The 13590-nt window shown below is 62.1% G+C and carries 11 protein-coding genes; 10 read left to right on the top strand and 1 reads right to left on the bottom strand.

Features of this window, described 5'->3' with window-relative positions; translation table 11 throughout:
- Positions 1-126: 126 nt before the first annotated feature.
- On the top strand, positions 127-741 hold the full coding sequence (locus tag P775_RS24655; protein ID WP_099913467.1) for a response regulator transcription factor: 615 nt from the start codon (positions 127-129) through the stop codon (positions 739-741).
- Positions 742-786: 45 nt separating this feature from the next.
- On the opposite strand, the gene P775_RS24660 is transcribed toward P775_RS24655, so the two are convergent.
- Complete coding sequence (locus tag P775_RS24660; protein ID WP_099913468.1) at positions 787-1563, bottom strand: IclR family transcriptional regulator; 777 nt, start codon at positions 1561-1563, stop codon at positions 787-789.
- Positions 1564-1719: 156 nt separating this feature from the next.
- Here P775_RS24660 and P775_RS24665 point away from each other — a divergent pair, with 156 nt between their 5' ends.
- The 9 genes from P775_RS24665 (at position 1720) to P775_RS24705 (ending at position 13566) form a co-directional block, all read left to right on the top strand.
- Entirely contained in the window at positions 1720-3237 is a 1518-nt protein-coding gene (locus P775_RS24665) for an ABC transporter substrate-binding protein (RefSeq protein WP_099913469.1), read from the top strand.
- Positions 3238-3345: 108 nt separating this feature from the next.
- A complete protein-coding gene (locus P775_RS24670; protein ID WP_099913470.1) occupies positions 3346-4263 on the top strand; it encodes an ABC transporter permease in 918 nt (305 codons plus the stop codon).
- A gap of 1 nt (position 4264) precedes the next feature.
- Positions 4265-5161: an ABC transporter permease gene (locus P775_RS24675; RefSeq protein ID WP_099913471.1), complete on the top strand. Its 897-nt coding sequence runs from the start codon at positions 4265-4267 to the stop codon at positions 5159-5161.
- A gap of 4 nt (positions 5162-5165) precedes the next feature.
- Positions 5166-6164 carry an ABC transporter ATP-binding protein gene (locus P775_RS24680; RefSeq protein WP_099913472.1) on the top strand — a complete coding sequence of 333 codons (999 nt, stop codon included), beginning with the start codon at positions 5166-5168 and terminating at the stop codon, positions 6162-6164.
- Positions 6161-7147, top strand: a complete 987-nt coding sequence (locus tag P775_RS24685; protein WP_099913473.1) for an ABC transporter ATP-binding protein — start codon at positions 6161-6163, stop codon at positions 7145-7147. Before P775_RS24680 ends, P775_RS24685 begins: the two co-directional genes overlap by 4 nt.
- Before the next feature lie 3 nt (positions 7148-7150).
- Positions 7151-8728, top strand: coding sequence for a gamma-glutamyltransferase family protein (locus P775_RS24690; protein WP_099913474.1), 1578 nt, complete (start codon positions 7151-7153; stop codon positions 8726-8728).
- A complete protein-coding gene (locus P775_RS24695) occupies positions 8725-10116 on the top strand; it encodes a M20 family metallopeptidase (protein ID WP_099913475.1) in 1392 nt (463 codons plus the stop codon). The genes P775_RS24690 and P775_RS24695 overlap by 4 nt, the downstream gene beginning before the upstream one ends.
- Positions 10117-10283: 167 nt before the next feature.
- Positions 10284-11579, top strand: coding sequence for an alpha/beta hydrolase family protein (locus P775_RS24700; RefSeq protein ID WP_099913476.1), 1296 nt, complete (start codon positions 10284-10286; stop codon positions 11577-11579).
- A gap of 193 nt (positions 11580-11772) precedes the next feature.
- Positions 11773-13566: a PhoX family protein gene (locus P775_RS24705; RefSeq protein ID WP_099913477.1), complete on the top strand. Its 1794-nt coding sequence runs from the start codon at positions 11773-11775 to the stop codon at positions 13564-13566.
- The last annotated feature ends 24 nt before the right edge of the window (positions 13567-13590 follow it).

Consider the following 13590-nt stretch of genomic DNA (forward strand, 5'->3'; position numbering starts at 1 on the left):
TTGTGGGACTGGGGGCTATCCTAGAGGATATAAGGTCTATCGAAAGTGCTGTAGCGGCTTTGCGGATTTTCGACGTGCACCGGCCCGGTGCAGGGTTTACCAATCAGTAAACTTATGGAGAGAACGATGCGCGTATTGATTGCTGATGATCACGACTTGCTGCGCGACACGCTGGTTCTGTTTCTGCAATCACACGGGGACATTGAAACCAGCACAGCGGCAGATCTTGCAGGTGCCTGTAAGCTGATCGAAACGCAGGAGCGGTATGACCTTGTCCTGCTGGACCTTAACATGCCGGGCATGAACGGGCTGGAGGGGCTGAAGACGGCGCTTGCCTTGAAGGGTGGGCAACGGGTTGCCCTTTTGTCTGGCAGCGCAACGCGCGAGATCGTCGAACTGGCGCTCGAAGCCGGTGCCGCCGGGTTCGTGCCAAAGACGCTGCCCGCGAAATCCATGATCAACGCGGTCAAGTTCATGGCCATGGGCGAACAATATGCTCCGATCGATTTCATGACAGCGGTGGATGAAACGCCGACGCATCCGCTGGCGGGCAAGCTGACCCCACGCGAATTGCAGGTGCTGCGGGGTCTGACCGAGGGTAAGTCCAACAAGGAAATCGCCCGCGATCTGCAGATCACCGAACCGACGGTCAAGCTGCACATGAAGACGCTGTACCGCAAGGTCGGCGCGGGCAACCGCACGCAGGCCGCGCTGATTGCGCGCGAAGCCGGTTTGTTCTGATCCGGGCTGCCCGTTTGGATATTTAGGGGCCAAGTTACGCTAAGTTCAGGCGAGTATGCCGTTTGCCGTATCCTGCAGGGCGGGCAGGATCTCTCGTCTGACGCGGTCAAAATCAAAGCTGTGGGCCGAGACCGACACTTGAACGGCGGCCTGTGCACGGCTGTCCACCCCACGGATCGGAAGAGCGACGCTGATTTCGTTCAGGATCATCTGGTTTGCAGTGATTGTGAAGCCGTTGCGCATGGCCTGTTCCACATCCTGTCGGATCTCCTCGCGGTCTGTCACGGTTTTTGGAGTGACCGCCTGAATGGGCCAGGTGGCGACCGCGGTTTCCCATTCGGGCTGAGGCCAAGTGGCGAGCATCACGCGCCCTGCGGCGGTTGCGATGGCGGGCAGGCGGCGCCCGACGATGCTGGCCGCAAACTGTGTGCGCTGGTTGGGCAGGCGCAGCGCATAGATGATGTGATCACCCGACATCTGCGCAAGGTTCACTGTTTCGCCGATGGAGCGGCTGAGTGCGACCAGCTTGGGCATGGCCCGCGCGATCAGCGGATCGGACCAGTAGTAAGCATAGGCCAGTTCAAGCCAGGCATGGGACGGGCGAAAGCGGCGCGAGGTGGGGTCCTTGTCCAGCATCCCCTCCACATGCAGCGTATAGGCAAGCCGCTGTACCGCGCTTTTGTCCAGGCCGGTGCGGGCCACAAGCTCTGCCAGCGACAGGGAGGTGTGCGATTCGTCAAAGGCGCGCAGCACGCGCAGGCCTTTCGACAAGGTGCCGACAAACAGCGAGTTCTGGCTTTTGTCTGCGTCTTTATCGGGCACGCTTTGGTCCTTCCTTCAAATTCGCAGGCATAGCAGGGTTGACGTCGCCCCGGTCCTTGCGCTTAGACTGATCATATGACGATATGCCGTATCGCATAGTGATACAATAAAATGCGAGCGGCAAGACAAAGAGTTGTTCACCAACAGGGAAGACAGATGACCCGGACTTTGCTCAAGACAACCGCTCTGGCTGCTTTTGCCGCCAGCCTTGCCATGCCGACCTTTGCGAACCAGGCTGACGACACGCTGAATGTCGCCTTCACGAAGGAACTGGAAAACGTCGACAGCTACTTCAACTCGTCACGCGAAGGCGTGGTGATGCAGCGCGCGGTCTGGGATGGCCTGATCTATCGCGATCCCGCGACAAATGAATATGTCGGCAATCTGGCCACCAGCTGGGACTGGATCGACGACACCACGCTGGAGTTCAAGCTGCGCGAAGGTGTCACCTTTCACAACGGCGAAGTGTTCAACGCCGATGATGTGGTGTTCACCGTCAATTACGTCGCGAAAGAAGAGAACGGCGTGAAGACGCAGCGCAACGTGAACTGGATGGAATCGGCCGAAAAGATCGATGACTACACGGTGCGCATCCATCTGAAGGAAAAGTTTCCGGCGGCGATCGAGTTCCTGTCGGGTCCGGTGTCCATGTACCCCAACGAGTATTACGCCGAGGTTGGCCCGTCCGGCATGGGGCTGAAGCCCGTCGGCACCGGCCCTTACAAGGTGGTAGACGTGGTGCCGGGCCAGCACTTTGTTCTGGAAAAGAACGAAAACTACCACGACAGCCCCAAGGGTGAGGCCCAGATCGCCAAGATCGACATCCGCACCATCCCGGATGTGAACACGCAGATGGCCGAAATCTTTTCAGGCTCATTGGATTTCATCTGGCAGGTGCCGACCGATCAGGCCGAGAAGCTGGCGCAAATGGATCAGTTCACCGTCGCCAATGCCTCGACCATGCGGGTGGGCTATCTGGATATGGATTCGGCGGGCCGCTCGGGCGCCGATAACCCCTTTACCAACAAAAAAGTCCGTGAGGCGGTCAACTATGCGATCAACCGCCAGGAGCTGGTGGATGCCCTGCTGAAGGGCGAAAGCGAAGTCATCTATACCGCCTGCTTTCCCAGCCAGTTCGGCTGTGCGCAGGATGTGCGCCAGTTCGAATACAACCCCGAACGCGCCAAGGAACTGCTGGCGGAAGCCGGGTATCCGGACGGGTTCACGACCGAATTCTATGCCTATCGCGACCAGCAATATGCCGAAGCGATTGCAAGCTACCTGAACGCCGTGGGCATCAAGACCGATTTCCGGATGCTCCAGTATTCTGCGCTGCGCGAGCTGAACATGGACGGCAAGACGCCGCTGTCGTTCCAGACCTGGGGCAGCTATTCGGTCAACGATGCCTCTGCCATGGTCAGCCAGTTCTTCAAACACGGCTCACTGGACAGCACGCGGGACGATCAGGTGCTGGAATGGCTGAACATTGCCGACAGTTCGACCGATCCCGACGTGCGCAAGGAAAACTACAAGCTTGCGCTGCAGCGGATCGCGGACGAAGCCTTCTGGGCGCCGATGTTCAGCTACAACACCAACTACGTCTTTACCAAGCAAGTCGCCTATGAGCCGACAGCCGATGAAGTGCTGCGGTTCGTGGACATGAGCTGGAACTGAGATCTGACGGGGCAGGGCGCCTGCGTGCCCTGCCCACCCCACCGTTTACCGAAACCCTAGACGCGTCTGGCCCGGACCCATTTCCGTGGCACGCCCGAGGTATATCCCATGCTTCCCTTCATTCTGAAACGACTGGGGCTGGCGCTGCTGGTGGCCTTTACCGTCAGTTTCATCAGCTTTTCGCTTTTGTTCCTGTCGGGAGATCCCGCTGCGGCCCTTGCCGGTGAAACCGCCAGTGGCGAGGATATCGAGGCGATCCGCACGCTTTACGGGTTTGACCGTCCCATGATGGTGCAATACGGCGAATGGCTGTTTTCGGCGGTGCGGGGCGATTTCGGCGAAAGCTATTATTTCAAGCTGCCTGTGGCGAGCCTGATCACCGACCGGTTGCAGGTGACCATGTTGCTGGGGCTGTGCGGGATCACCTTTGCGCTGCTGACGGCTGTGCCGCTGGGCGTGGCGGCGGCGATCCGGCCCAATTCGATGATCGACCGGCTGGCGCTGTTTCTGTCGGTCGCGGGGCAGGCCCTGCCATCCTTCTGGTTCGGGCTGATCCTGATTGTCCTGTTTTCGATCAAGTTCCAGATCCTGCCGCCTTCGGGGGCCGAGAGCTGGCGCCATTTTGTCATGCCCACCATCGTTCTGGGCTATTACGCCATGCCGGCGATCATGCGCCTGACGCGGGCCGGGATGCTGGATGTGCTGAATTCGGACTATATCCGCACCGCCCGTGCCAAGGGCGCCGGAGAGGGCCGAGTGCTGTTCAAACACGCGCTGCGCAATGCGATCATTCCGGTGGTCAGCTTGGCGGCAGTGCAGATGGGATTCATGCTGGGCGGCTCGATCGTGGTTGAATCGGTCTTTGCGCTGCATGGCGCGGGCTATCTGGCCTGGGAAAGCATCGCGCGCAACGATTTGCCCACGGTGCAGGCGCTGATCCTGATCTTCTCGATGTTCTACATCACCTTCACCTTTCTGGCCGACGTGTTGAACGCCTGGCTGGACCCCCGGATGCGGAGCGCCTGATATGAGTGACATCACCGATCCCCTCACCCAGGAATTTCAGGCCCCGAGCCCGCGCGAGATGCTCAAGCAACGCGCGAAGGGGCATCTGGGCCTTTTGACGGGTCTGGGCATTGTCGGCCTGCTGGCGCTGGTTGCGATCTTTGCGCCACTGCTGGCACCCCACGACCCCTATGCCCAAAGCCTGATGACACGCATGGAGCCGCCGGTGTTTCTGGGTGGTGACTGGGACCATCCGCTGGGCACCGACCATCTGGGCCGCGACTACCTGTCCCGGCTGATCTATGGCGCGCGGGTGTCCCTGATGATCGGCGCGATTGCCGCGCTGATTTCGGGGGTGATCGGCACGACGATGGGGGTGGCCGCGGGCTATTTCGGCGGCAAGGTCGATGCGTTCGTGACGTTCCTGATCAACGTGCGGCTGGCCATGCCGGTGGTGCTGGTGGCGCTGGCGGTTGTCGCGATCCTGGGCGGGTCGCTGACCGTCGTGATCTGTGTGCTGGGTCTGCTGCTGTGGGACCGGTTTGCGGTTGTCATGCGCGCGTCCACCCTGCAGATCAGCAGGCGCGATTATATCGCCGCGGCGCGGGCGGTCGGGGCATCGACGCCGCGGATCCTTCTGACAGAGATCATGCCCAACATCTTCAATAACCTGATCGTGGTGATCACGCTGGAAATGGCCCATGCGATCCTGCTTGAGGCGACGCTGAGCTTTCTGGGGCTTGGGGTGCAGCCGCCGACGCCGTCCTGGGGGCTGATGGTGAGCGAGGGCAAGAACATGATGCTGTTCGAACCCTGGCTTGTTCTGATCCCCGGCGCGGTGCTGTTCGTGCTGGTGCTTGCGATCAACCTGATGGGCGACGGGCTGCGCGATGTCACCGCCCCAGAAAACCGGAGCTGATGCCATGACCGAGGACACGCTATTGGAGGTCAGGAACCTCACCCTGGATATCCCGGCAGGCGGCGGCACGCTGCATGCGGTGCGCGGGATCGATTTTGATCTGAAACGCGGCGAGACGCTGTCCATCGTAGGCGAAAGCGGGTCGGGCAAATCGCTGACCTCGCTCGCGCTGATGGGGCTGCTGGGCAACAGCATCAAGCGCAGCGCCGATGTGATGCGCTTTGATGACATCGACCTGCTGACGGCATCGCGCAAGACCATGCGCAGCCTGCGCGGCAACCGCATGGCGATGATCTTTCAGGAACCCATGACCTCGCTTAACCCGGCCTATACCATCGGCGATCAGCTGATGGAGGCGCTGCTGCTGCATCGCCGCGTCGGGCGGGCCAAGGCGCGGGAGCGGGCGGTCGAGCTGCTGGAAAAGGTCGGCATCACCTCGGCTGGGAGCAGGTTGGGCCAGTATCCGCATCAGCTGTCGGGTGGGTTGCGTCAGCGGGTGATGATTGCCATGGCGCTGATGTGCGAACCGGATCTGCTGATTGCGGATGAGCCGACCACAGCGCTGGATGTGACCATTCAGGCGCAGATCCTGCGGTTGCTGGTCGAACTGACCCGCGAGATGAACATGGCGATGATCCTGATCACCCATGATCTGGGGGTCGTGGCCCGGGTCGCGGACAAGGTTGCGGTGATGTATGCGGGCGAGCTGGTGGAAACCGGACCGGCGCGGCCGGTGTTCGCCCGACCCAGTCATCCCTATACACGCGGCTTGCTGCGCTGCATTCCGCAGCCGGGCAAGACGGCACGGGGGGCGGATCTGGGCACCATTCCGGGCATCGTGCCGTCGCTGATCGGTGATGTGACAGGCTGCGCCTTTCGCACCCGCTGCGCCCATGCGCAGCCGACCTGCCGCAAGCAGATCCCGGTGCGCGGCGAGGTTCCCCATCAATTCCGCTGCGTCCATGCCGACGGGGCGATCTCTGCCGAGAGGGAAACCGCATGAGCGACGCCATTCTGAAGCTCGATCAGGTCAAGAAGACCTATACGATCAAGCAGGGGCTGTTCGGTGCGCGCAAGCCGCTGACGGCGGTGAACGATGTGACGCTGTCGCTGGAAAAGGGCGAGGTGCTGGGGCTGGTCGGGGAATCCGGCTGTGGCAAGTCCACGCTGGCCAAGCTGCTGCTGGGGCTGGAAAAGCCGACCTCGGGCCAGGTGCTGGTCGAGGGCAAAGAGCTGCATGGGCTGGACCGGCGCGCGCTGGCCAGCCGGTTGCAGCCGATCTTTCAGGATCCCTATTCGTCGCTGAACCCGCGAAAGTCGATCTATGACCTCATCTCGTTGCCGCTGCGGGTGCATGGGGTTGGCGACCGTGCAAGCCAGCGCAAGGCGGTAAAGGATATTTTGGAGGTTGTCGGCCTGCCGCAGCGGGTGATGAACACCTATCCCAGCCAGATGTCGGGGGGGCAGCGTCAGCGCGTGGCCATCGCCCGCGCGCTGGTGATGCGGCCCGAAATCGTGATCTGTGACGAGCCGACCTCGGCGTTGGATGTGTCGGTGCAAAGTCAGATCCTGAACCTGCTGGCGCATTTGCGGCGCGATTTTGGCCTGACCTATCTGTTCATCAGCCATGACCTGGCGGTGGTTGAACACCTCGCCACGCGCGTGGCGGTGATGTATCTGGGCCGGATCGTCGAAGAGGCGCCGGTGGCGGATCTGTTCGAGCGGCCCCGCCATCCCTATACGCGGGCGCTGCTGAGTTCGGTGCTGACGCCGGAGCCGGGCAAGGGGGTTCCCGAAACCTCGCTTGGCACGGCTTATCCCAACCCGATCAATCCGCCGTCGGGATGTGCCTTTCATCCGCGCTGCCCGCTGGCGACGGCGCATTGCAAACAGGTTGCGCCCCGTCCGGTTGACACCGAGGGTGGGCGCGTCGAATGCCATCTGCACGACCCCGAAAGCCCCATGTACCAAAAGGACGCCGCCTGACCCATGACCTCTTCCCTGTCGCTGACCCAGAGCACCCGCAAGACCGTGATCGAAACCGCAGGCGGCGTTGTCGCCTCGCAACACCGGCTGGCGGCCGAGGCCGGGGCCGAGGTGCTGCGGGCCGGGGGGGATGCGGTGGATGCGGCAGTGGCCTGTTCCTTTGTTGTGGGGGTGCTTGAACCCTGGATGAGCGGCCCTGCGGGCGGTGGTGCGGCGCTGCACTGGCGTGCGGATACGGGTGAGGCGGTGGCGATCAATTTCGGGATGCGCTCCCCCAAGGGCCTGCGCATCGAGGATTATCCGCTGTCGGGCGAAGGCAAGGCAGGCGATCTGTTCCCCTGGGAGCGGGTGACGGAAGACCGCAACGTGCAGGGGGCAAAAGCCATTGCCGTACCGGGCACGGTGGATGGTCTGGGCCAGGCACATGACCGGTGGGGGCGGATGCCATGGTCTGATCTGCTGCAGCCCGCGATTGCCCGCGCCAGAGAGGGGATGCTGGTGGACTGGTACGCCGCACTTCTCATCGCGTCGAGCGCCCGGGATCTGGCGAAGGATGCGGATGCGGCTGCGCTGTTTCTGGATGAGGGGCAGTGGCCCAAGGGGTCCGGCTGGACCGCGATCCCGGAAAACCGGCTGGATCAGTCGCGGCTGGCCGACAGTCTGGATATCCTTGCACGCGGTGGTGCGCGGGCGTTCCACGAGGGTGATCTGGCGCAGGCCATGGCGCGGGATGTGCAGGACAAGGGCGGTTCGCTGAGCGCGCAGGATCTGGCGGGTTATCGCGCCTGGATGGGGGCACCGCTGCGGGTTGATTACCGCGATGCGGCCTATCACGTCATGCCGGGGCTGACCGCCGGGCCGACTTTTGCCCATGTGATGGCCGAGCTTGAAGGCGCCGATCTGAGCAGTGATCCGGCCACCTATGCCGCCTATGCCAATGGCCTGCGCGCCGCGTATGCCGCCCGTCTGGGCAAGATGGGCGACACCGGAGAGGTGCCGGAGGCGCCCGGCTGCACCACGCATTTTTCGGTGGTGGACCGCGCGGGCAACATGGTGTCGCACACGCAGACCCTGCTTTCGATCTTTGGCAGCCGTGTCGTGTCGCCCACAACCGGGTTCCTGATGAACAACGGGATCATGTGGTTCGATCCCGAACAGGGCAAGCCGAATTCGCTGGGTCCGGACAAGGCGTGCCTGATGAATGTCTGTCCGATCCTGGGCGAACAGGGTGGGCGCCGCTTTGCCATCGGCGCCTCTGGCGGGCGCAAGATTGTCGGGGCGGTGGCGCAGCTTGCGTCGTTCATGGTCGACAAGGGCATGAGCCTAGAGCAGGCATTCCATCATCCGCGCATCGATGTGTCGGGTGGGGACGCTGTCATAGCGGATGACACGCTGTCCGCGGCAGTACTCGAGCGGCTGGCGGCGGATGCGCCGTTGCGCACCACGCGCCGCAGCGTGCTGCCCTATGCCTTTGCCTGCCCGGCGGGTGTGCTGCGCGATGCGGGCCGCAACAGCGGCTGTACGGAAATCATGTCGCCCTGGGGCGATGCCGCTTTGGAAGACGGAGAAAAGACAGAATGACCCGCGATGCTGCCATTGCACATGTGAGTGACTATTTCGACCGGGGCACGTTCCAGTCGGAGCTTTCTGACCTCGTGACCTATCGTTCCGAAAGCCAGAACCCCGCCGACGCGGCGCGCGCCGAATGCCGCCGCTATCTTGAGGCTGCGATGCTGCCGCGTCTGGATGCCATGGGGTTCACCTGCGAGATCATCGCCAATCCCGACCCGCGCGGTGGCCCGCTGTTGATTGGCGAACGGCACGAGGGTGACGGGCTGACCACGGTGCTGACCTATGGCCATGGCGACACGGTGCGCGGGCAAGAGGGCATGTGGCGCGAGGGGATCGAACCCTGGGTGCTGATCGAAGAGGGGGAGCGGTTGTTTGGTCGTGGTGCGGCGGACAACAAGGGCCAGCATCTGATCAACATCGCAGCCCTTGAGGCGGTTCTGGCCGAGCGCGGCAGTCTGGGATTCAACGTCCGCATCGTGATCGAGATGAGCGAAGAGGTCGGATCGGTCGGCCTGCCCGAGGTGTTCACGCAGTACAAGGACCGGCTGACGGCGGATGTGCTGATTGCGTCGGACGGGCCGCGCCTGCAGCCCGATGTGCCGACGATGTTCATGGGCTCGCGCGGTGGCACGACCTTTGATCTGTTGGTGGAGACACATGAGGGTGCGCATCATTCCGGCAACTGGGGCGGGTTGCTGTCCGATCCTGCGATGATCCTGGCCCATGCGCTGGCGGTGATCACCGACCGGCGCGGACAGATCAAGGTGCCGGAATGGCGCCCCGACAGCCTGACCGCATCTGTACGCGCGGCGCTGAAGGATCTGCCGGTCGCGGGCGGAGAGGGGCCGGCGGTCAATCCCGACTGGGGCGAAGAAAGCCTGACACCGGCCGAACGGGTATTCGGCTGGAACAGCTTTGCGGTGCTGGCCATGGTGTCGGGTGTGCCCGACGCGCCGGTGAATGCGATTTCCGGCTGGGCGCGCGCCACCTGTCAGCTGCGTTATGTCGTGGGCACGAAACCCGAGGATGTGGTGCCCGCGCTGCGCCGTCATCTGGATGCGAACGGGTTCGAGGATGTGCAGATCACCGCGCATGACCGGGGGTTCTTTGCCGCGACGCGGCTGGATCCGGCGCACCCCTGGGCCGAGTTTGTCGGCCAGTCGATCCGCAAGACCAGTGGCGGCGCGCTGCATGTGCTGCCGAACCTGGCCGGATCGCTGCCCAATGACAGCTTTACCGATATCCTGGGGCTGCCGACGATCTGGGTGCCGCATTCCTATCGCGGCTGTTCGCAGCATGCGCCGAACGAGCATGTGCTGAAATCGGTCTGCCGCGATGCACTGCGCGTCATGGCCGGGGTGTTCTGGGATGTGGGCGAAAAGACCGCAACACGCTGAGCCGAGCGAAAAAGAGGGCCGATACCACCGGTTTCGGCCCTTTTCTGTCAGAAATCAGGTTCCGAGCGTTGTTGCGTGCTGGCAATGGCGCAATTTTGACGTGTGGATCTGGTTGTCGTGCCCGATCCGAGCCGGTACCAATCTTCGTGAATACGAGGAGAGGTTGCATGAAATTCCCCACCATCGTCGCGGCACTTGCGGCAGGTATCCCATCCCTTCTGCAGGCAGAAAACCGCATTGATCTGGTACGTCCGGACGCACCCGCGCTGGCGGCGCATGGCGATTACACCGTGGGCGTGCGCACGATGACCTTTACCGATCCCGGACGGATCGATGTGGTCAACGCCACCGAAGACGGCGCACCGCTGCGGTATGACCGCAACATCACGGTCGAGGTCTGGTATCCGGCGGCCGAGGGCACCCAGCCGGGCGGCACCTATCAGACGGTTCTGCGTGATGGCAAAACGCCGGTCACCCTGACGGGCATGGCCGCACGGGATGCGGCCCCGGCCAAGGGATCCTTTCCGCTGGTGCTGATTTCGCACGGCTATCCGGGCAACCGGTACCTGATGAGCCATCTGGGCGAAAATCTGGCCTCCAAAGGGTTTGTCACAGTGTCTGCGGATCACCCTGACAGCACCTATTCCGATCTTGGCGTCTTTGGATCGACGCTGGTGAACCGGCCGATAGATCAGGCGTTTCTGGTGGACAGCATGGCCGCGCTTGAGGATCAGATCGGCGCGATCACCGATGTCGAACGCACGGGTGTTGTCGGCTATTCCATGGGTGGCTACGGCGCGTTGATCTATGGCGGCGCGGGTCTGTCCCAGACAGCGGTGAGCCGCACCGAGCCTGCGGCCTATGCCCCGCCGGAGGAGCTTTTGCGGCGGCACCTGTCGGGCAGCGCATCCCACGGCGATCTGGTCGATCCGCGAGTGAAGGCCGTTGTTGCCATCGGCCCCTGGGGGCGGAACCGGGATTTCTGGGATGCGCAAGGGCTGGCGCAGTTCAAGAAGCCGCTGATGCTGGTTGCGGGCAGCGCGGATGATGTGTCCGAATACCCGGCGATCCGCGAGATCTTTCACGAGACAATCGGCACCCGGCGGCATTTGCTGACCTTTGCGTCCGCAAACCACAATGCCGCCGCACCAATGCCCGCGCCGGACAATTCCTGGGCGGTGTCACAAAGCCTGGGCTGGGCGCCGTTCGAGCACTACGCCGATGCGGTCTGGGATACGACGCGGATGAACAACATCCTGCAGCATTTCACGACGGCCTTCCTTGATCTGCACCTGAAGGGTGACAGCGACAAGGCGCGCTATCTGTCCCTTGTCGAGGCGGCGGAGGACGGCGTCTGGGCGACATCCGAAGACGGCGTGCCAGCGGCCGCGCATTCCTATTGGGAAGGATTTTCCAAGCGCAGCGCAAAGGGTCTGCGTTTTGAAACACTTGAGGCCGAGTGATCATGCCAGATGCGCCGCAGGAAACTGTGGCGCATCCTCAAGGGTTTAGCGCCTGAAAGGACGGCATTTGATCCCGTCACGGGGCACGCGGGCTGCGTTCGGGCGCGTGTTTCGTGACAGTAGCGGGGACGTTCACAGAGCTGTCGCATCGCGGGACTAACAGAAGGCAGGATCACCCAGTCAAGGATCAGCCATGTCTTTTCGTAGCCAATTCCTCTGCGCCACCGCCCTTGTCATGATGCCCATGTTTGCACATGCGGGCGAGCTTGCCTTCAGCCCCGTGCCTTTTGCCGCTGAAGATGCGGCCAAACGCGCCGCGATCGCGACCGACAGCGTGACCATAGATGGCAAGGATTATCCGATTGCGTATCATGTGCTGGCACGCTCTGGCGACAAGATCGCCGGCAACACCTTTGCCGGGCTGACCGGTCGCGACGGCAAGATCGTGATGTCCGAAGATGGTTCTGAGCATATCTCGGCGGATGCCGATTTTACCTCGCTTCTGCCGGTGGGGGACAAGCTGTATTCGGTCACCCATTTTGAATCGCGTCCCGGTGCGATGTATATCAGCGAGCTGTCGCAGGATGCCGACGGCAATCTGAAAGCCATCTCGACCAAGCCGGTTGATTTCTCGGCTTATGGCGGTCTTTGGGTGCCCTGCGCCGGATCCGTGACCCCATGGAACACCCATCTGGGGTCCGAAGAATACCCTGCTGATGCGCGCAGCATCGAAGCGGCCACGAGCCTGGACGATATCGACGATTACGATTTTCCGATGGTGCGTTATGAAGGTGTCGATCCTTCCAAGATGACGCTGGACGAATTCCGCGCTACCTATAAGCCCTATCGCTATGGATACCCCACCGAAATCACCGTGACCGAAGATGGTTCTGCCACCGCGCACAAGCATTTCTCGATGGGTCGCGTGGCTGTCGAACTGGCGAAAGTCATGCCCGACCAGAAAACGGCGTATATTTCGGACGATGGCACCAACGTGGGTCTGTTCCGCTTTGTCGCGGACACCGAGGCGGACCTGAGCGCTGGTAGGCTTTACGCCGCGAAATGGGTTCAGACCTCGGCAGAGGGCGTGGGCGAAGCGGATCTGGAATGGGTTGACCTTGGTCATGCGAAAGACGCGGATGTTCAGGCCGGGATCGAAGCGGATGCCAAATTTTCGGACCTGTTCGAAACTGCCGACATAAACGAAGATGGCACCTGCCCCGAAGGGTTCCTGTCGTCGAATGCCGAAGGCGCTGCCGAGTGCCTGAAGGTGCAGCCGGGCATGGAGATGCTTGCCTCGCGTCTGGAAACCCGCCGGTTCGCGTCGATGATGGGTGCCACCACCGAGTTCCGCAAGATGGAAGGCATTGCCTACGATCCTGATCACAACAAGGTCTATCTGTCGATTTCGGAAGTTGGCAAAGCCATGGAAGCCGGTTCCAAAGGCGACAAGGGTGGCCGTGACGACATCCAGCTTGAGGCAAACAGCTGCGGTGCCGTCTATCAGCTTGACCTTGACGAGGACTATAAAGCGACATCGATGAAGGGTCTGGTTGCCGGCATTCCGATGAGCAAGGAAGCGGTTGCCGCTGCGGCAGATCCGTCCTGCGATCCGGCCCACAACATGTGTGGTGCTGCGGCCGAGGTGAACACCTGTGACATCGACGGCATCGCGAACCCGGACAACGTGACCTACATCCCGGGCTACAACACGGTGATCATCGGTGAAGACACCGGTTCGGGCCATCAGAACGATGTGATCTGGTCGATGAACCTTGAGGACGGATCGCTGACTCGCATCCTGTCCACACCTTACGGTTCCGAAACCACGTCGCCCTACTGGTACCCGGACGTCAACGGCCACGGCTATCTGATGGCCGTGATCCAGCACCCCTATGGTGAATCCGACGAAGACAAGCTGACGGATGCGGCCGATGCCCGCGCCTATGTCGGCTACATCGGGCCGTTCCCGGCCCTCGGCAACTAAAGCGTTTCGGATTTAACCTCAGAC

Source organism: Puniceibacterium antarcticum (genome assembly GCF_002760615.1).
GTDB classification, from domain to species: domain Bacteria; phylum Pseudomonadota; class Alphaproteobacteria; order Rhodobacterales; family Rhodobacteraceae; genus Puniceibacterium; species Puniceibacterium antarcticum.